Annotated in this window: 18 protein-coding genes; 7 read left to right on the top strand and 11 right to left on the bottom strand. The window is 64.8% G+C overall.

Annotated features, from left to right (window positions below; genetic code table 11):
• Nucleotides 1-73: 73 nt before the first annotated feature.
• The 3 genes from A4C63_RS23625 to A4C63_RS23615 form a co-directional block, all read right to left on the bottom strand.
• Nucleotides 74-1,279, bottom strand: coding sequence for an MFS transporter (locus tag A4C63_RS23625; protein ID WP_063914853.1), 1,206 nt, complete (start codon nt 1,277-1,279; stop codon nt 74-76).
• Nucleotides 1,280-1,363: 84 nt separating this feature from the next.
• Nucleotides 1,364-1,897: a cytochrome b gene (locus A4C63_RS23620; RefSeq protein ID WP_063914852.1), complete on the bottom strand. Its 534-nt coding sequence runs from the start codon at nt 1,895-1,897 to the stop codon at nt 1,364-1,366.
• Nucleotides 1,894-2,946, bottom strand: a complete 1,053-nt coding sequence (locus A4C63_RS23615; protein WP_063914851.1) for a catalase family peroxidase — start codon at nt 2,944-2,946, stop codon at nt 1,894-1,896. The genes A4C63_RS23620 and A4C63_RS23615 overlap by 4 nt, the downstream gene beginning before the upstream one ends.
• A gap of 124 nt (nt 2,947-3,070) precedes the next feature.
• Here A4C63_RS23615 and A4C63_RS23610 point away from each other — a divergent pair, with 124 nt between their 5' ends.
• Together A4C63_RS23610 and A4C63_RS23605 are read left to right on the top strand one after the other, a co-directional pair.
• The gene (locus A4C63_RS23610; RefSeq protein WP_063914850.1) at nt 3,071-3,592 is read left to right on the top strand and encodes a sigma-70 family RNA polymerase sigma factor; all 522 of its coding nucleotides are present in this window, start codon (nt 3,071-3,073) and stop codon (nt 3,590-3,592) included.
• Entirely contained in the window at nt 3,589-4,341 is a 753-nt protein-coding gene (locus A4C63_RS23605) for an anti-sigma factor (protein ID WP_063914849.1), read from the top strand. Before A4C63_RS23610 ends, A4C63_RS23605 begins: the two co-directional genes overlap by 4 nt.
• A gap of 166 nt (nt 4,342-4,507) precedes the next feature.
• On the opposite strand, the gene xthA is transcribed toward A4C63_RS23605, so the two are convergent.
• A complete protein-coding gene (xthA, locus tag A4C63_RS23600) occupies nt 4,508-5,320 on the bottom strand; it encodes an exodeoxyribonuclease III (protein WP_063914848.1) in 813 nt (270 codons plus the stop codon).
• Between the two features lie 132 nt (nt 5,321-5,452).
• Here xthA and A4C63_RS23595 point away from each other — a divergent pair, with 132 nt between their 5' ends.
• From A4C63_RS23595 to A4C63_RS23585, 3 genes are read left to right on the top strand one after another with little or no spacing between them, the layout of a single operon-like run.
• Nucleotides 5,453-6,103 (top strand): N-acetyltransferase, encoded by a 651-nt coding sequence (locus A4C63_RS23595; protein ID WP_063914847.1) that lies wholly within the window; start codon nt 5,453-5,455, stop codon nt 6,101-6,103.
• Between the two features lie 52 nt (nt 6,104-6,155).
• Nucleotides 6,156-7,898, top strand: a complete 1,743-nt coding sequence (locus A4C63_RS23590; protein WP_063914893.1) for an autotransporter assembly complex family protein — start codon at nt 6,156-6,158, stop codon at nt 7,896-7,898.
• Nucleotides 7,895-11,569, top strand: a complete 3,675-nt coding sequence (locus tag A4C63_RS23585; protein ID WP_063914846.1) for a translocation/assembly module TamB domain-containing protein — start codon at nt 7,895-7,897, stop codon at nt 11,567-11,569. Before A4C63_RS23590 ends, A4C63_RS23585 begins: the two co-directional genes overlap by 4 nt.
• Before the next feature lie 18 nt (nt 11,570-11,587).
• On the opposite strand, the gene A4C63_RS23580 is transcribed toward A4C63_RS23585, so the two are convergent.
• The 4 genes from A4C63_RS23580 to A4C63_RS23565 all read right to left on the bottom strand — a co-directional run bounded on the left by A4C63_RS23580 (nt 11,588) and on the right by A4C63_RS23565 (nt 14,072).
• Nucleotides 11,588-12,142, bottom strand: a complete 555-nt coding sequence (locus A4C63_RS23580) for a DUF2589 domain-containing protein (RefSeq protein ID WP_063914845.1) — start codon at nt 12,140-12,142, stop codon at nt 11,588-11,590.
• Nucleotides 12,143-12,212: 70 nt separating this feature from the next.
• Entirely contained in the window at nt 12,213-12,920 is a 708-nt protein-coding gene (locus A4C63_RS23575) for a DUF2589 domain-containing protein (RefSeq protein ID WP_063914844.1), read from the bottom strand.
• A gap of 61 nt (nt 12,921-12,981) precedes the next feature.
• A complete protein-coding gene (locus A4C63_RS23570; protein WP_063914843.1) occupies nt 12,982-13,362 on the bottom strand; it encodes a Mor transcription activator family protein in 381 nt (126 codons plus the stop codon).
• A gap of 251 nt (nt 13,363-13,613) precedes the next feature.
• The gene (locus A4C63_RS23565) at nt 13,614-14,072 is read right to left on the bottom strand and encodes a hypothetical protein (protein WP_063914842.1); all 459 of its coding nucleotides are present in this window, start codon (nt 14,070-14,072) and stop codon (nt 13,614-13,616) included.
• Nucleotides 14,073-14,223: 151 nt separating this feature from the next.
• On the opposite strand from A4C63_RS23565, the gene A4C63_RS23560 reads away from it, so the two are divergent.
• A complete protein-coding gene (locus A4C63_RS23560; protein ID WP_003248064.1) occupies nt 14,224-14,412 on the top strand; it encodes a hypothetical protein in 189 nt (62 codons plus the stop codon).
• A 36-nt stretch (nt 14,413-14,448) separates the two neighbouring features.
• Here A4C63_RS23560 and A4C63_RS23555 read toward each other — a convergent pair whose 3' ends face one another.
• A complete protein-coding gene (locus A4C63_RS23555) occupies nt 14,449-14,823 on the bottom strand; it encodes a hypothetical protein (protein WP_063914841.1) in 375 nt (124 codons plus the stop codon).
• A gap of 217 nt (nt 14,824-15,040) precedes the next feature.
• Here A4C63_RS23555 and A4C63_RS23550 point away from each other — a divergent pair, with 217 nt between their 5' ends.
• The gene (locus tag A4C63_RS23550; protein ID WP_172827553.1) at nt 15,041-17,332 is read left to right on the top strand and encodes a penicillin acylase family protein; all 2,292 of its coding nucleotides are present in this window, start codon (nt 15,041-15,043) and stop codon (nt 17,330-17,332) included.
• Nucleotides 17,333-17,446: 114 nt separating this feature from the next.
• Here the strand turns inward: A4C63_RS23550 and A4C63_RS23545 are convergent, their stop codons facing one another.
• Both A4C63_RS23545 and A4C63_RS23540 read right to left on the bottom strand, forming a co-directional pair.
• The gene (locus A4C63_RS23545) at nt 17,447-18,169 is read right to left on the bottom strand and encodes a UDP-2,3-diacylglucosamine diphosphatase (protein WP_063914839.1); all 723 of its coding nucleotides are present in this window, start codon (nt 18,167-18,169) and stop codon (nt 17,447-17,449) included.
• Nucleotides 18,166-18,666, bottom strand: coding sequence for a peptidylprolyl isomerase (locus A4C63_RS23540; RefSeq protein ID WP_063914838.1), 501 nt, complete (start codon nt 18,664-18,666; stop codon nt 18,166-18,168). The genes A4C63_RS23545 and A4C63_RS23540 overlap by 4 nt, the downstream gene beginning before the upstream one ends.
• Nucleotides 18,667-18,772: the final 106 nt, after the last annotated feature.

Below are 18,772 nucleotides of genomic sequence, written 5' to 3'. Positions count from 1 at the left end.
TGTAATCAGAGGTGTCAAAAATAATGAGCGATGCGCATTAAAACACACTCTGCACGCTTGCGCGCTGTGCTTGTCAGGCCCGCTGATCGCGCGGTATCGGCCATAACCCGACCAGCAGCAACAGCGCTGCCACCGCCAGGAATGGCAAGCGTGGATCGATGGCATATACCAAGGTGCCGGCCAGTGGTCCGATCACTGCGCCCATGCCTTGGGCAGCACCGATAGAGCCGGCCGTGGCGCCTTGCTCGGAGGCGTGCATGGCATTGGCCGCCAGCGCCGAAAACGCCGGGAAGACAAAGCCCATGCCCGCCGCCGCGACGAAGTAGCAAGCCCACAGCCAGGGTGCCGTAGTGGCGAGCGAGCCGCAGGCAAAGCCCAAGGCCGAAACCGTGGCGCCGACCCGGATCATCTTAAGCGGCGACCATTCCAGCTGGCGCAGCAGCACCTGTGCCAGGATCAGCGCCACGCCCACCGTGGTCAGGGCGATGCCGGCGGCCTGGGCGGCTTCGGCTGGGCCCAGGTGCAGGCGGTCGAGGGCGAAGAAACCAACGATGATTTGTGACACCGTGACGCTGAGCATGGCGCTGAATGCCACCAGCAAGGGCCGGCGCAGGCGCGGGTCGTTCAGCCGCACCGGGCTGGGGGTATGGCTGTGCGGCAGCGCCTGCGGCTTGAGGGTGAACAGCAGGACCAGGAAGGCACAGGCAGGCAGCAGCGACATGATATGGAACGGCAGGCTCAAGCTATGCCGCGCCAGCAGCGCCGCCAGCGCCGGCCCCACCACCAGGCCAACGGCGTTGGCCGCCCCCAGCGAGGCCATGGCCCGGGCCCGGCGTTGCGGTTCGACATGGTCGGCGATCAGCGCATTGCAGCCCACCGGAATGGCCGCATAGAAGGCGCCGATACAGCCGCGCGCGACCATCAGGCCGATGAAGGCAAGGCTCGCCCCCGGCAGCCAGCGCAGCGCGCCTTCGACGAACAGGCATAGCAGCCAATAGGCCAGGGTGAAGCCGGCGCTGCCCAGCAGCAGGATGCGCCGACGGCCCAGGCGGTCTGCCGCGCGTCCCCAGGGCCGGGCCAGCAGCACCCAGACCACGCCCGCCACGGTTACGGCGGCACCGGCTTGCCAGGTGGCCATGCCGAGCTGACGGGCGATCGGGCCGATCAGGGCGACGAAGGCCATCATCGACATGGTACAGGCCATGTTGGCCAGCAGCAGGGGACGCAAGTCCAGGGTGCTGGCGGGTGCAAGGGTGGCAGGATCCTTTGCGACGTTCATAGGGCAGTCCAGGGCGGTACGGCAAATAGAAAGCCGATCTTGATAAGAATTATTGTCGATTGTCGAGGCCCTGGCTGCCGAGCGTCATTCGCTGCGGCGCAATGGGCCAGGCCACATGCTACGCAACACGCCGTCGCGGCGCACCCATGCGTGCATCAAGGCCGCGCCCACATGCACCAGCACCGTGGCAAACAGCAGGTAGCCAGCCCAGCCATGGGCCTGGCGCAGCACGGCGTACAACTGCAGGTCGCGGGGGGCGATGGCTGGCAAATCCAACGGGCGTGGGTAGCCACCGGCCGACAGCATGGCCCAGCCCAGCAACGGCATGGCCAGCATCAGGCCATAGAGCAGCAGGTGCGAGGCCCCGGCGGCCCAACGTTGCAGTCTGGGCAGGTCGTGAGGCAGGGGCGGGTGGGGCAGGGCCAGGCGTACGCCGATGCGCAGCAACACCAGTACTAGCAGGGCCAGGCCGGTGGCCTTGTGCAGCCCGATCAGCACGGGGTGGCGTGGCGACAGGTCGGCGACCATGCTCACACCGATGAACAACATGGCCAGGATCAGCACGGCCATCAGCCAGTGCAACAGGCGGGCAAGGGGGTGGAAGGCGTCGGTTTTCATGGGCGGGCTCCGGTGCCGAGCGATTCGCGGCTGCGGCGGTTGAAGGATTCCGAGTAGGCGGCCGAACGGGCGGCGAGGATAGGGTCGGCGGAGGCCTGGATGCCCCGGGGCAGGATCAGCGGGTCGAAGTTGAGGTCGCGGCAGGCCCCTTGCTCGGGGCCGTCGACCTGCTCCAGCACCAGCGTGCCGGCGTCCACGCTGCGCCGTTCGGCAGGCCAGGGTCTGGCAGGGTCGTCCACCGCATCGCCAGGCTCCGCCAGTACCAGGCGCAGCGTCCAGCGCAGCGGGCCTTGGGCCAGGCGTTGCTGCAGGTCGTGCTGCAGGAACTGTTTGTCATCGACTTGGGCCGGCAGGGCGGCAAACGCCGTTTGCGGCTCCAGTTGCCAACGCACCGGGTGGGCCGCACCGCTTGCGTCGATCAGGCGGAAGGTGTTGATGCTGTGGTATTGCGTGCTGGCGAAACTGTTGCTGGGCTTGTAGCCCGCCGCCCACTGTCGAAACGCCGCGCTTTCCGGGTGGGCGGCGAAGAATGCCTGCAGTTTGCCCGGGTCCGGTTTGCCTGTGGCCGGGTCTGGTGCTCCCGCCAGTACCTGCTCATAGAAGGCTTGTGGCGTGCTTACCGCCAGCACCGGTGGGTTGTTCATGCCGGTGCGCCAGACTTGCCCGTCGTCGGTGCTCAGCTCGATGGCCAGGCTGCGCACCGGTATGCCGGTATCCGGCGCGAACGGGTTGGCGCCGCCGATGGCGAAACGGCCGATCACGGGCACCCGCGGCTGGCTGAACGCCCGCGCCGTGGACAGGCTGGCGGCCTGCCTGCTGGGCTGGAAGTAGCCGCTGACGCACAGGCCCTTGGCGTGGTTCTTGCGATAACCCGGGTAGTGCCCGGCCTGGGCTTCGAAGGTGTCGATGATGCGCTGCGGGGTCAGCCGGGGTTCGCCGAGCCAGCCGGCGGCATAGGCAAAGCCGGCGCCCGCGGCCAGCATCACGGCGCCGATGGCGGCCAGGCGCAGGGCCTTGGCCGGGCCGTGCAGGGGTGAGTTCATGGTGATTGTCCGGTTCAGTGAAGGTGCCGGTACGACGGCGCAGCGAAAAACTTATTCCCTTGTTGGGAATAGAATTTCCTCACAGGCGTCTGCCTTTTACACTGATAACCCCAGAGGCCGGGACTTTGCCATGCATGATCTGGACGACCACCAGTGGCGCGAGCTGCTGGCCCGCCTGCGCCGCTTTGCCGTGTGGCTGACCCGCGAGCCGGGCAGCGCCGACGACCTGGTGCAGGCCACGGTCGAGCGGGCCTTGAGCCGGCGCGACCAGCAACGCGACGCCGATGCACTGCGGGCCTGGCTGTTCACCATCCTTTATCGGCTGTTCCTCGACGGTAAGCGCCGCGAGCGCCTGCATGCGCGCTGGCTGTCCTGGTTCGGCCGCGCCGAGCACGACGAAGAGCCGGTCGGCGGTGACCTCGAGGCCATTGTCCTGGCCCAGGCCGACCTGCAGGCCTTTGCCCGGCTCACGGCCGAGCAGCGTGCGCTGCTGCTGCTAGTCAGCATCGAAGGTTTGAGCTACAAGGAGGCCGCCCAGGCCCTGGGCATCCCCATCGGTACTGTGATGTCGCGCCTGTCGCGCGCCCGCAATGCCTTGCGCGAACTGACCGAGGGCAAACCCCAGCCCCCGGCCTTGCGGAGACTGAAATGACGCGCCTGATTCCCAGCGAAGACGAATTGCACGCTTACGTCGACGAGCGCCTGGAGCCTGTGCGCCGGGCCGAGGTGCAGACCTGGCTGGCGGCCAACCCGCAGGCTGCGGCGCGGGTAGAAGGCTGGCGAGCTGACGCGCGGCGTTTGCGTGCGGCGCTGGCCGGGCTTGGCGAACTGCCCGCGACCGGGCAACTGGAGCTGGGCCAGTTGCGCCGGCAATTACGCCAACGCCGGCAGCGGCGCTGGGCCACGGCGGCGGTGTTGTTGTTGGCGTTGGGCGTGGGTGGCCTGGGCGGTTGGCAGGTGCGCGATGTGACCTTGGCGCGTGGCGACCTGCCGATGGCCGACGCCGTCCAGGCGCACCGCTTGTTTGCCGGCAGCGAGGCGCTGGATATCCAGGCCAGCGACCCGGGCCAGTTGCGCGACTGGCTGGGGCGCCACTTCAGCCGCGTGGGCCAGTTGCCGGACCTGGCAGGTTATGGCTTCAAACCGGTGGGTGCGCGCCTGCTCAGCAATGAGCAGGGGCCGGCGGCGTTGCTGGTGTTCGAGGATGGCAAGGGCCAGCGCATCAGCCTGTTCCTGCGCTCACCTGGGGATCAGTACCGGCGCATGCCGGACGGGCAGCGGGTGGATGGCCAACTGGAGGCGCGGTATTGGTCGCATGGGGCCTACAACTTTGCTCTGGTCAGCGCGGCGGACGATGTGCGCGGGGCGGGGGTGGGGGAGGCGTTGCGGTTGGGTTTGTGAGCAAGGAAGGTTGCCTTGAGTCTCTTTCGCTCGTGTCATTTTGTGGCCGCTTTGCGGCCCATCGCCGGCAAGCCAGCTCCCACAGGTATCGCACAATTCTTGAGCTGTGCGCTGTATCTGTGGGAGCAGGCTTGCCGGCGATGGACTGCGCAGAAGCCCCCGGCGATCAGCTCAATTCCAGCCAGATCGGCGCATGGTCCGACGGCTTTTCCATCCCGCGCAACTCATAGTCCACGCCCGCCGCCTTGATCCGCGGCACCAGGTGCTGCGAAGCCATGATCAGGTCAATGCGCAGGCCGCGCTTGGGCTCGTCCTCGAAGCCGCGGCTGCGGTAGTCGAACCAGCTGAAGCGGTCGCTCACTTCCGGGTACAGGTGGCGGAAACTGTCCACCAGGCCCCAGCCTTTCAAACGTTCCATCCACTCGCGCTCTTCCGGCAGGAAGCTGCACTTGCCGGTCTTGAGCCAGCGCTTGGCGTTGTCCGGGCCAATGCCGATATCGCAGTCCTGCGGCGAGATATTCATGTCGCCCATCACCAGCAGTGGCTGGTCGTTGCGGAACTGGCCTTCCAGCAGCGCCTGCAGGTCGCTGTAGAAGCGCTGCTTGGCCGGGAATTTGGTGGGGTGGTCGCGGCTTTCACCCTGGGGGAAGTAGCCGTTCATGATGGTGATCGGGGTGCCATCGGCATCGGCGAAGGTGCCCCAGATGAAGCGGCGCTGGGCGTCTTCTTCATCGCTGGCGAAGCCCTTGTGCAGGCTCAGCGGTGCCTGGCGCGACAGCAGGGCCACGCCATAGTGGCCTTTCTGGCCGTGGTAATGCACGTGGTAGCCCAGCGCCTGCACGTCGGCCAGTGGGAACTGATCGTCGCTGACCTTGGTTTCCTGCAGGCCGATCACGTCCGGCTGGTGCTTTTCGATCAGCGCCGCCAGCTGGTGCGGGCGGGCTCGCAGGCCGTTGATGTTGAAACAGACGATCTTCATGGAAAGATAATCCCGGTAAAAGGCGCGATGCTAGCCGACATCGCTTGCCATCACCAGCATGGCGGCTTCGGGAGGCTGCTGCTAACGTCCTTTCCAGGGCACTGTACGCCCATTCCAGGAGGACTGCCCGCAATGCCCGAAACCACTGCCGTTCCGGCCCGAGTCTGCCTGCTCGATGATGGCTACAGCCGCGAGGCGCGTTCGCTGTTGTACAACGCCTACCGCCATGAACCTACCTTCGCCTATATCTTCGAGGCCCAACGCCCAGGCTATGAGCAGCGCCTGCGGGTGATGGTGCGCGAATGGGTACGCCAGCACTTCTACCTGCAGTTGCCTGCCATCGGCTTGCTGGTGGAGGACCGCCTGATCGCCCTGGCCCTGATCGTGCCGCCGCTGCGCCGGCTGGGGGTGGCCGACAGTTGGGCCTGGCGCCTGCGCATGATATTAGGTACCGGCCTGCGCTGTACGCGCCGCTACATGGACTACCAGGCCGCCCTGGGCACCTGCCTGCCCACCGATCAGGTGCATGTGCTACCGCTGTTGGGCGTGCACCCGCAATTTCAGGGCAAGCACTACGGCGAGCAATTGTTACAAGCTGTGCATGACTGGTGCGCAGACGACCCTGGCACCCAGGGGGTGGTGCTGGACACCGGCAACGAGCACTACCTGGCCTTTTACCAGCGCCAGGGCTATGAGGAAATTGGCGAGGTAGCTGTAGGACCAATCCGGGAGAGGGTGTTCTTCCATCCCAACCCGGTCTCATCCAATTCCGCTTTTGCCTGAGCAGGCCGTGCGGCGGCTCCCTTGAGCGCCCGGCTCTGGTAGCATGCGCCGCATGACGTATTCAGGAAGATTGACCTGGGGCCTGGTTATCTGGGCCGCCAGTTTCGCAGCATGGGGCCAGAGTGAGTTGCTGGTGAAGGTCAAACCGGCCAACAAGGCGCTCAAGGCCAATGTCGAAGGCTATATCGGTACCCTTGGCGACCGCGATGAAGAAGCGCTGCTGCGCTTCAGTCGCGGCGCCCAGGAGCAGGCGCGCAAAGCCGCGCAGGCACTTGGCTACTACCAGGCGCAGATCGATACCGAGGTCAAGCCCGCCAGCGAGGCTGACCGTTCCCCGCAACTGATCATCACCATCGACCCCGGTGAGCCGATTAGACTGCGCAACGTGACCGTGCGCATCGAAGGCCCCGCCAGCGAGATGAAGGCCTTTCGCGTGCCCGATAGCAGGGCCCTGCGCGCGGGCGAACAACTCAACCACGGCCATTACGAAGATGCCAAGCGGCTGATCCAGAACCAGGCGTCGCGCTATGGCTTCTTCAGTGGGCGCTTCAGCCGCCAGCGCCTGGCGGTCGACCCCCAGGCTGGTGTGGCCGATATCGAACTGGTCTACCAGAGCGGCCCGCGCTATCGCCTGGGCGCCGTCACCTTCGGTGGCGACACGCCGCTGGACGACGACCTGCTGCAGCGCATGGTCTCGTTCAAGCCGGGCACGCCTTACGACTCGGAACTGATCGCCGAGCTGAACAATGACCTGCAATCGAGCGGCTACTTCGAAGGCGTGCGCGTGGATGCGGCGCCCACCGCTGCGGTAGGCGAAGAAGTCCCCGTGGATGTCCGCCTGGATACCCGCAAGCCGCGCACCATGGGCCTGGGCCTGGGCTTCTCGACCGACGTCGGGCCACGCGGCAAGGCCAACTGGACCCGCCACTGGGTCAACCCGCAGGGTCATAGCTACGGCTGGGAAACCGAACTGTCGGCGCCACGGCAGAACGTCGGTCTTTGGTACGACATTCCCCTCGACCCGCCGCTGACCGACAAGCTGCGCTTTGCCGGTGGCTACCAGAACGAAGAAATTGCCGGCACCGATACCCTCAGCAAACTGCTGACGGTGGGCCCCGAGTGGCACAGCAAGCTGGCCAGTGGCTGGCAGCGGGTGATTTCCCTCAAGTACCAGCGCGAGGAATACCGCCTGGGTGATGACTCCGGGTTGAGCAACCTGCTGATGCCGGGTGTGAGTTTCTCCTTCCTGCGCAGTGACAACCGCATCGACCCCCATAACGGTTACCGCCTGCAGTTCGATGTGCAGGCGGCCAAGGAAGGGCTGGTCTCGGACACCAACCTGCTGCATGGCAACGTGCTGCTCAAGGGCCTGACCACCCTTGGCCATGACCACCGCCTGCTTGGCCGGGTGCAGTTCGGTGGCAGCGCGACCAATGGTTTCAAGAACAACATTCCGCCCTCGCTGCGCTTCTTCGCCGGTGGCGACCAGAGTGTGCGCGGCTATGACTATCAGACCCTGTCGCCGAAGAACAGCGACGGTGACCGCATTGGCGGGCGCTACCTGGTGGCCGGCAGTGTCGAGTACCAGTATTCGCTGGCCGAAAAGTGGCGGCTGGCAACCTTCGTCGACCAGGGCAACTCGTTCAACGACCTGGAACTGCCAAGCCTCAAGACCGGTATCGGTTTTGGCGTGCGCTGGGTGTCGCCAGTCGGGCCGCTGCGCCTGGACCTGGCCAAGGCGCTGGATGATGAAGGGGGAATTCGCCTGCACTTTTCCATGGGGCCTGAGTTGTGAAGCGCGTGATCAAGTACATTCTGCCGGGCCTGCTCGGGGTCGTCGCGAGCCTGGGCCTGGCTCTCGGCCTGCTGTTGGGGACCGAGGCTGGCAGCCGCTGGGTGCTGGGCAAGGTGCCCGGGCTTGAGGTCGCTGACTTCCAGGGCCGCCTGGCAGGTAGCTGGCAAGCCAGTCGGCTGAGCTGGGCCGATGGTGGCAGCACGGTAGAGGTGCAGGCACCGCTGCTGGCCTGGTCGCCGGCATGCCTGTTGCGCTCTGCCTTGTGCATTGACCAATTGCAGGCACAGCGTATCGACATGGCCTTTGCGCCCGGCGCCGAATCGGCCGACAGTGGCCCGCTGCAGTTGCCGGCCCTGCGCTTGCCGCTGGACATCGAACTGGGTGAGGTCAAGGTTGGCCAGTTGCGCCTGGATGGCAGTGACCTGCTTGGCGACTTGCAACTGGCGGCGCACTGGACCAACACCGGGCTGCGCATCGACAGCCTGCACCTGCAGCGTGACGCCCTGCAATTGAACCTGCAGGGCGACCTGCAGCCCGAAGCTGACTGGCCGGTGCAACTCCAGGCGCAGCTGCAACTGCCTGCGGTAGACGGCAAACCCTGGCAGCTGGCGCTGACCGCCACTGGTGAGTTACAGAAAACCCTGAAGCTTGCCGGCGCCAGCAGCGGTTACCTTGACGCCACGTTGAGCGGGCAATTGCAGGCGTTGGGCGAGCACCTGCCGGCGACCTTGCAGATACGCTCCGAGGCATTCAAGCCGGTTGGCTCGTTGCCCGATACCGTGCAGTTCAACCAGCTCAAGCTCGATGCCAGTGGTGACCTGCTCAAGGGCTATCAACTGTCGGGGGCGGCCAGCCTGCCGGCCGAGCAGTCGCCGATCGCCCTGCTGTTGTCCGGGCTGGTCGACAGCAAAGGCGTCAGGCTCGATGCCCTGGACCTGAATGCCAGCGATACCCAGCGGGTCAAGTTGCAAGCCACGGCTGACTGGCAGCAAGGCCTGGTCGCCGATGCCCGACTGGACTGGCAGGACTTCCCGTGGCTGCGCCTGTATCCACTGGAGACGCCGCCCGAGGTCACGCTCAAGCGCTTCATGGCCCAGGTGCATTATCGCGATGGCAACTATCAGGGCACCTTCAATGGCGATCTGGATGGCCCGGCCGGCGCGTTCAGCCTGGCCAGCCCGTTCGAGGGTGACCTGAGCCAGGTAAAGCTGCCGCAGTTGGTGCTGACCGCCGGGCAAGGCAAGGCCGCCGGCAGTGTCGCCGTACGTTTTGCCGACAACCTGGCATGGGATGTCGACCTGCAGCTGTCGGCGCTCGACCCGGCCTTTTGGCTGGCCGAGCTGCCGGGTGCCCTGGCGGGGCCGCTGCGCAGCAAAGGCGAACTGAAAGGCGACGCTTTGACCCTCGATGCCCAGCTTGACCTGAAAGGCCGTTTGCGCGGCCAGCCGGCAATGCTCAAGGTGCAGGCCCAAGGGGCAGGGCAGAGCTGGACCTTGGGCGCCTTGGCAGTCCAGTTGGGTGATAACCGTATCAATGGCAGTGGCAGCCTGCAGCAGCGCCTGGCCGGGCGGCTCGACCTCGACCTGCCGCGCCTGGGCCAGTTGTGGCCAGGGTTGCAGGGCCAGGTCAAGGGCCGGCTGGACGTCGCCGGCACCTTGCAGGCCCCGCAAGGTACGCTGACCCTGCAGGGCCTGCGGCTGGCACAGGCGGAAAACCGCCTGCAGCAGCTGGACCTTGATGCCCGCCTGGACAACGCCCAGCGCGGCGTGATCGAGCTCAAGGCCAGCGGCATTCAGCTGGGTGACACGGCATTGGGCACCTTGCATGCCAACGGCAAAGGCGACATTCGCCAACAAGCGCTGACCTTGGCGCTGGACGGCCCGCAACTCAAGCTCGACCTCGGCCTGGATGGCCAGTTGAACAAGGGTGACTGGCGTGGGCGCCTGGTCAGTGGGCGGGTCCAGGCCGGCGGCCAGGACTGGCAGTTGCAGGCACCGGCGCGCCTGCAGCGGCTGGCCAGCGGGCAGCTGGACTTTGCTGCGCACTGCTGGCGCTCCGGCCAGGCCAGCTTGTGTGGCGACGACCAGCGCCTGGCCCCCGAGCCACGCTTGCGCTACCACCTCAAGCAGTTTCCGCTGGACAGCCTGGCCCAGTGGCTGCCGAAGGACTTTGCCTGGCAGGGCCTGCTCAATGCCGACATCAATCTGGACATCCCGGCCAGCGGCCCCAAGGGCAACATCGTCGTCGACGCCAGTGGCGGTACCCTGCGCGTGCGTGACAAGGACCGCTGGCTCGACTTCCCGTACCAGGCCCTGCGCCTGGATAGCACGCTGGCGCCACGGCGCATCGATACCCGCCTGGCGTTCCGCGGCGAGCGCCTGGGCGAGCTGAACGTCAACACCCGCCTCGACCCACTGGGCAAGAACAAGCCACTGTCGGGTGATTTCCGCCTGGCCGGCCTTGACCTGTCAGTGGCGCGCCCGTTCGTGCCGATGGTCGAGCGCCTGGCCGGGCAGCTCAATGGCAGTGGCCGGCTGTCGGGCACCTTGCTGGCCCCGCAGGTCAACGGCAACCTGATGCTCAGCGGCGGCGAAGTCAGTGGTGCCGAGCTGCCGGTCAGCCTCGAGGACTTGTCATTGCAGGCATTGATTGCCGGCGAGCAGGTACAGCTCAATGGCGGCTGGCGCAGTGGCGAGGCGGGGCGTGGCCAGTTGAGTGGTAATCTCACGTGGGGCCAGGCACTGGGCATGGACCTGCGTCTGCAGGGTCAGCAACTGCCCGTCACGGTCGAGCCCTATGCGACGCTGGAGGTCGCTCCCGACCTGACCTTGCGCCTGATCGATGACAAGCTGGCGGTGACCGGCAAGGTCCAGGTGCCCAAGGGCACGATCACCGTACGGGAGCTGCCACCCTCCACTGTCAAGGTCTCGGATGACACGGTGATCGTCGGCCACCAGACCGAAGAGGGCAAGCCACCCATGGCGATGGCCATGGACATCGATGTCGAAGTGGGCCGCGACAAGCTTTCGTTCAGTGGCTTTGGCCTCAAGGCCAACCTGCTCGGCCATGTGCACATTGGCGACAACCTCGATACCCGTGGCGAGCTGAGCCTTGCCGACGGCCGCTACCGTGCCTACGGCCAGCGCCTGACCATCCGCCGTGCGCGGCTGCTGTTCGCAGGCCCAATCGACCAGCCCTACCTGGACATTGAGGCGATCCGCAAGGTCGACGATGTGATTGCCGGTATTCGCCTGAGCGGCAGTGCCGAACAGCCCACCAGCAAAGTGTTCTCGGAACCGGCCATGAGCCAGGAGCAGGCGCTATCGTACCTGGTATTGGGACGGCCTCTGGGCGCCTCCGGCGAAGACAACAACATGCTCGCCGAGGCGGCCTTGGGCCTGGGGCTGGCGGGTAGTGCCGGCATTACCGGCAGCCTGGCCTCGAACCTGGGCATCGACGACTTCCAGCTGGACACCGAAGGTTCGGGCAATACCACCAGCGTGGTCGCCAGCGGCAACCTCACCGAGAAACTGAGCCTGCGCTACGGGGTAGGGGTGTTCGAGCCCGCCAACACCATTGCGTTGCGCTACAAGCTGAGCAAGAAAGTGTACCTTGAGGCCGCCAGCGGGCTGGCCAGCTCACTGGACATCTTCTACAAGCGCGACTTCTGAGCCGGCGCGGGGCGGTCATCAGCGGACGGTGGCCGCCTCGATGAACTCATTGGTATCGGGCGAGGGCGGCGGGCTTGGGGCTCGTACCGGGACGATCAGGCTGGTGTATTCCTCGATCAGCCGGTTGAGGGCTTCTGGTGGTTCGCTGGCCTGGAACTGCATGCGGATCTGCACTTCATCGGGGTCACGGCTGTCGCCCTGGCGGCCTTGGCCGCCGATGGTGACCTTGAAGCTCGCGGCCTTGTTTTCGCCCTCGGTCAGCACTGCCTGCTGTGCTTCGGTGCCTTTGACCCTTACCGACAGGTCGACCTGCATGCGTTCAAGGGCCAGGCCCTTGGGCGACACCAGCGCGAACAGCGGCACGCGCATGACGTGCTGGCCGTCCATGGCCACCTCGACCATCTTGGCTTTCATGGGGGCGCCCAACGCTTCGGTGTCGCAGTCGAAGAACTGGTCGAACAGGTTGATGTACTGCTGCGCGATCAGGCTGTTGGTAGCGCTGGCGGCTTCCTGCAGGCCGCGGGTAATTTCGCGCAGGTCGATGGAGGTCATGGGGGCGGGGGCTTTGTCCATTCACTTGCTTCCTCTGTGCCGATGGTGCCCCCATTTACATAATGGGGGCTGTTTTGCAGGTGGCAGCAGTTCAAGGTGTTTGGGCACCAGCACCAGCACCAGCACCAGCACCAGCACCAGCACCAGCACCAGCACCAGCACCAGCGCCCGCACCGACCGATTTGCCATTCAGGGTATCAGCCTGCGAGATCTCGTCGGGGCTTTCCAGGGCTGCAGTCTTGACCACGGTCGGTTTGGTGGCCGCGTCTGTAAGGAATTCGATCACCCGCATCATCGCCTCAGGTGGTTCCTGGCGCTTGAGCGTGGTGTTGAAGGCATAGCGGGCGCGGGTATCGGTCTTGCGGGTTTGCGTGGACTTGTGGCTGATGCTGCCCTTGACGTTCAGCCGGAACGGTCCCCAGCCCAGTGAACCGGTCGCGGTTGCACTCATGTCCTTGGTGGATACATCTTCCGACATCTGATTGATGGTCAGTTCGAACTCGACATTACCCTCTTCGATGGAGATGTTCGGGTGGGTGATGGCCGCCACCAGCGGCACTTTCATGGTCTTGCTGACCACGCCCTTGTATTCGCCTTGTTCGTCGACGATGGTTTCGTCGTAGTCGAACTGGATGGCAACGGCCTTGCCGTCCTGGACGCACACTTGCATCAGGAAGTCAGCGTACGACTTGCTTGCGGTGACCTGCGCCTGGACCATGGCCTGCAGGGGGCCTGCGATCATGCGGTCCATCGGCAGGGCATTGATTACGGAGCCGATGAGGCTGTTATCGATCGACATATCGGGATGCTCTTTCTAGTGGGGTAAGGTGGCCGTCAATGGCGGCCACGATGTTTGGGCTTCAGCGAGCGCAAGGTTCCTGGCGACGGATGTTGCCGATCTGGCGCAGGCTCAGGCCGTACTTGTCGGCCAGCAGACTGCGGGACAAGCCGCTGGCGCTTTCCTTCTGGATCTGCAGGTTGCGCAACTGGCGCAGGAAGTGGTCAGCCTTGGGGATTTCCAGGGCGACACCGGCAAAGCGCTTGATCAGCGCGTCGAGCGCCTCGGCCGGCAGCACGTCGGCAAGCTTGGTGCGCTCGCGGTGCTTGGGGATGTACTTGGGCCTGCCGCCGTAGGCGCAGGTCAGCTGGTAGGCGTTGTCGATGCCGATGCAGTCGATCAGGGCCTGCAGCGAGTGGGGCAGTTGGCTGATATCGATGTGGCTCAAGTCTGGCAATTGCATATGGCGCTCCTTCGGGGCGTATGGGCTTTGCTACCCGATCACCAGCGGCGTTATGTCGAAGGTGTGACTGGATTTTCTGTGACAGCCGAGGCGCGTCGCTAGGCGGCATATGGGTTGGGGTTTGTAGCTTCAGCGAACAGGTTTTGCAGGCAGCGATATCCGGCGTTGTAGGACATGGCTTCAACGTTTGGATGTGGCGGTTGATTTCCCATCAGGTTTCTCCCTGTGTTGCGTGCTGGGTCTGGTAACCCTCAATCGCACGGATAGCTGTTCAGCAGACTGGCGCTGCGCAGGTAGGCCTGTGGGGTGTCGCGCATGCCTTGTGGCAACGTGCGCCAATCGACCAGCAGGCACAGCGCATGCAGCGGCTGCCCGTCACGCCGGCCGATGATCTGGTCGGCAAAGCTGCGGCGGTACAACGCCTGGGTCTGGTGCAGCGCTTGTACCTGGTCGGCCCGGGCCAGGGTTTGCCGGGCCAGTTCGGGCAGTTGCGCCGGCGGTGCGCTGAAATGCAGCGGAACACCATTCGCCTGCAGATAACCCGCCTGGCGTACGCGTTGCCAGAGTTGTTGCCATTGGCTGGCGCCGGCATGGGCAGCCAGTTCGCGACCCAGTTCGAGCAGTTGCTCGGCCGGGACCTGGCGGGTGTCCAGTGCATGAAGGGAAAAGGGTGTCAGAAACAGCGATGCGAACAGCAGGGGTTTGTACATGGTGCCTCCGGCATAAGTGCTTGGGAGCCCCATGCTTTCAGGCAGTCGCCGCCCCACCCAGCAGGAAATGCAGCGCCGGGGTTGGTGGCCGTTGTATCATTGCCGCGGCTCGTTGCGAGCCATTTGCCCCTGATGTTGCAAGGAACCTTCGATGACACACGTGCAGCGCCTCAAATATTCTCTTCTGATCATCCTGGTGGTATTGGGCCTGATGCTGGGCCTGTCCCACCTGCAGAAGCAGGGCACGATCAGTGAGCAGACCTTCCAGATGCTGGCCATCGCCATCGCGGTGGTGGTCGTGGTGATCAACGGCATTCTGCGGCGCAAGGTCAAGCCTTGAGCGTGGCGGGCCGGCCAGTCATGGCCGGCCATGCGCTCAGCGCGAAGGCGTTTGCTCCAGCACGGCGCGCGCCTGGGGGTTGAGGCTGTAGCATTTGTCGCTGCCCAGCTGGATGACGCCCTCGGCGCACAGCCGCTTGAGCACTTCGCGCACGCTGAGGAACGACAGCGGGATGTCCAGCTGTTCCAGTTGCGCGTGCACGCCGCGCACGCCAATGCTGCGGCCATTGCGGTCGGCGGCGTGCAAGGCATCGATGACTTTCAGGCGGATCAGGCTGGTGCGCAGGCCGAAGCTGCGCAATAGCTCGCGGATATGTTCGTTGCCGATGCGTTCGTCAGCAAAAACGCCCTGTCCCTTGGGCGCTTTGTCTGGGACGCGCCCAGCCTGGATCGAGGTTTGCGGGTTGTACATGTGAATGCTCCTTTTCGTGGACGAACCCGAAATATGGGTGGCTCACTTACTAGGACGAATGAGAACGGAAAAACTGCAGCCCACTCGCAAAAAAAATTGCCTGGTTCTGTTCGAGACGTTCCATTGCCTTGTAGTACGTAAAATTTTCACCTGGCCATTCGTCTGATCGGGATGACCCCGAAGCCGAGGAGTGCCCGTGTTTCCACTTTCCCGTCCCATGACTTGCGCTGGCCTGGCCGCAGCCCTGATAGCCTTCAGCGTCGGTGTAGTGCCGGCGCAGTCCGTCGCAGCCGATGCCAGTGCGCAGATTCGCCGAACCAGTTACGGGGTGCCGCACATCGTGGCCAAGGACGAGCGTGGCCTGGGCTACGGCATCGGCTACGTCTACGCCCAGGACAACCTGTGCCTGCTGGCCAATGAAGTGCTGACCGTGAGCGGTGAGCGCTCACGCTACTTCGGTGCCAAGGGCAAGACCCTGGAGCAGCGTGACAACCTGGCCAGTGATGTGTTCTTCACCTGGCTCAACACGCCGGCGGCAGTCGATGCGTTCTTGCAGGCGCAGCCGGTGCCGGTACAGGCACTGCTGGCAGGCTATGCCAGCGGCTACAACCGGGCGCTGGTCGAGCGCCGCAGCCAAGGGTTGCCCGCCGAATGTGGCAACGGCGAGTGGCTGCGGCCGATCAGCAGCGAGGACCTGGTCAAACTGACTCGTCGGCTGCTGGCCGAAGGCGGTGTCGGGCAGTTCGTCGAAGCGCTGGCGGGGGCGCAACCGCCAACACTGGCTAGTCAGCAAGCACCGACAGGGTTTGCCACGGCGCTGGCCCGGCAGCAACGCTTTGCCACGGAACGCGGTAGCAACGCAGTGGCCGTCGGGGCGCAGCGTTCGGCTAATGGCCATGGCCTGTTGCTGGCCAACCCGCACTTCCCATGGATGGGCGGCATGCGCTTTTACCAGATGCAGCTGACCATTCCCGGCCAGCTCGATGTGATGGGGGCGGCATTGCCGGGCCTGCCAGTGGTCAACATCGGTTTCAACCAGCATCTGGCCTGGACGCACACCGTCGACACGTCGAATCACTTTACCCTGTACCGCCTGCAGCTCGACCCCAAGGACCCGACCCGCTACCTCCTTGATGGCAAATCGCTGCCGCTGGCCCGGCAAACCGTCAGCGTTGCGGTCAAGGCCGAGGATGGCGGCCTGAGCCAGGTACAGCGCCAGGTCTACAGCTCGCAGTTCGGCCCAGTGGTGCAATGGCCAGGGCGCCTGGACTGGGATGCACATGTGGCCTACAGCCTGCGCGACGCCAACCTCGAGAACACCCGGGTGTTGCAGCAGTGGTATCAGATCAACCGTGCCGATAGCCTGGTGACGTTGAAAGGCTCGATCGAACAATTGCAGGGCATTCCCTGGGTCAACACGCTGGCGGTGGACCAGGCAGGCAAGGCCTTGTACCTGAACCAGTCAGTGGTGCCATATGTGGATCAGCAACTGCTTGACGCATGCAGCAACCCGCAAGCACAAGGGCGCCTGGTAGTACTGGATGGCTCACGCAGCGCCTGCCAGTGGAAGGTCGATGCACAGGCCGCGCAGCCGGGGATCTTCCCGGCACGGCTGCTGCCGAGCCTGGAGCGCGAAGATTTCGTGCAGAACTCTAACGACCCGGCCTGGATGGCCAACCCGGCGCAGCCGCTGACCGGTTATTCGCCGCTGGTCAGCCGCAGTGACCAGCCGCTGGGCATGCGGGGCCGCTTTGCCCTGCAACGCCTGCAGGGTCAGGCCCGGTTGGGCGTTGACGACCTGCAGCGCATGGTGACCGATGACGAGGTCTACCTGGCCAGCCTGGTACTGCCTGACCTGTTGCAATGGTGCAAGGGCGCCGATGCGGATCTGCGTGCCGTATGCAGTAGCCTGGCGGCTTGGAATGGCAAGGCTGACCTCGACAGTGGCATTGGCCTGGTGCACTTCCAGAACCTGTTCGATGCCCTCGCCGAGCACCCGGAAAGCTGGCGGGTGGCCTTCGACCCGGCCGATCCGCAGCACACCCCGCGTGGGCTGGCGGTCGAGCAGGCGGCCGTGCGCAAGCTGCTGCACCAGGCCGCGCTGGCTTCGCTCAAGCAGGTGAGTGACAGCGGCATAGCGGGGGAGGCGCGTTGGGGGCAGGTGCAACAGGCGAGCGATGGCACGCCGGTGCCGGGTGGCCCGCAGGCATTGGGTGTGTACAACGCGATCTACAGTGTGCCGCAAGGGCAGGGCAAGCGGCTGGTGGTCAGTGGTACCAGCTACCTGCAGCTGGTCAGCTTTACCGACAAGGGGCCAGAGGCCCGTGGATTGCTGGCGTTTTCCCAGTCGAGTGAAGCGGCGTCGGTGCATGCCAGTGACCAGACCAAGGCGTTTGCGGCCAGACAACTCGCGGTGATTCCGTTTACCGAGGCGCAGATCAAGGCTGATCCTGAGTACCGGGAAGTGGTGATCAGTGAGCGGGACAAGGGGGCGGTAGTCCAGCAGTAAGGCATACCGGCCTCTTCGCGGGCTCGCCCGCTCCCACAGGTACTGCACCAGGGCTACAAGCGGTGCGGCACCTGTGGGAGCGGGCGAGCCCGCGAAGAGGCCGGCCCTGCAAGGTCAGGAAAACTCGAACGGCGCCAGCTGAAACCCTTGCTCGTCAACCTGCAAGGCCCAGCCCCGGCGGTCCCAGTCGCCCAGCACGATACGCCGTGCCGGTTGCCCGTCGACCACCAGCTTGTGTATCGCCGGCCGATGGGTATGGCCATGCACCAACGTGCGCACACCATGCGCCGCCATCACCTTCGGCACTTCCTCCGGCGTGACATCGACGATCTCGGTGGATTTCATCCGTGTTTGTGTGCGGCTTTCGCTGCGCAGCTTGCGTGCCAGCTTGTAGCGGGCCGACAGCGGCAGGTGCCGCAACAGCCACAGGCTCAGCGGGTTGCGCAGCAGACGGCGCATTTTCATGTAGGCCAGGTCGCGGGTGCACAAGGTATCGCCATGCATCAGCAGCACCTCTTCACCGCCCAGTTCGATCACGCTGGGGTCGTGCAGCAGCGTGCAGCCGGCAGCGTCGCAGAAGGCCTGGCCAATCAGGAAGTCACGGTTGCCATGCATCAGGTAGATGGCCGTGCCGCTGTCGCTCAGCCGGCGCATGGCGTGGCAGACCGACTGCTGGAAGGGTGTCATGGCATCGTCGCCGATCCAGGCTTCGAAGAAGTCGCCAAGGATGTACAACGCCTGGGCGTGGCGGGCACGGCCATCGAGCAGATCAAGAAACGCCCGGGTAATGTCCGGGCGTTCTTCTTGCAGGTGCAGATCGGAGATCAGCAGGATCACTCAATGATCTCGGCTTTCTCGATGATCACGTCGTCTTTCGGCACGTCCTGATGGCCAGCCTTGGAACCGGTGGCGACCTTTTCGATGGCGTCGACGATTTCACGGCCTTCGATCACTTCGCCGAATACCGCGTAGCCCCAGCCCTGCACATTCTTGCCGCTGTGGTTGAGGAAGTCGTTGTCGGACGAGTTGATGAAGAACTGCGCCGAGGCGGAGTGCGGCTCCATGGTACGGGCCATGGCGATGCTGTACTTCTTGTTCTTCAGGCCGTTGTCGGCTTCGTTCTGGATGCTGGCGCGGGTTTTCTTCTGGCTCATGCCAGGCTCGAAGCCGCCGCCCTGGATCATGAAGCCCTTGATCACACGGTGGAACACGGTGCCATTGTAGTGGCCGTCCTTGACGTACTGAACGAAGTTTTCGGTAGTCAGCGGCGCTTTCTCGGCGTCCAGTTGCAGGACGATGTCGCCGTGGTTGGTGCTCAGTTTGACTTTGGACATGCTGAAACTCGCTCTTTCAAGGCAATCGGGAATTAGGGTGCGCAGGGCGCGGGTTATCACCTGACGCAGGATCAGGCGATCGCGACACATGGCGCGCGCTGGCCAT

The sequence above is a fragment of the Pseudomonas sp. p21 genome (assembly GCF_001642705.1).
Classification (GTDB): domain Bacteria; phylum Pseudomonadota; class Gammaproteobacteria; order Pseudomonadales; family Pseudomonadaceae; genus Aquipseudomonas.
Note: the sequence above shows the minus strand (reverse complement) of the source record. Positions and strands in the feature narration are given on the sequence as shown.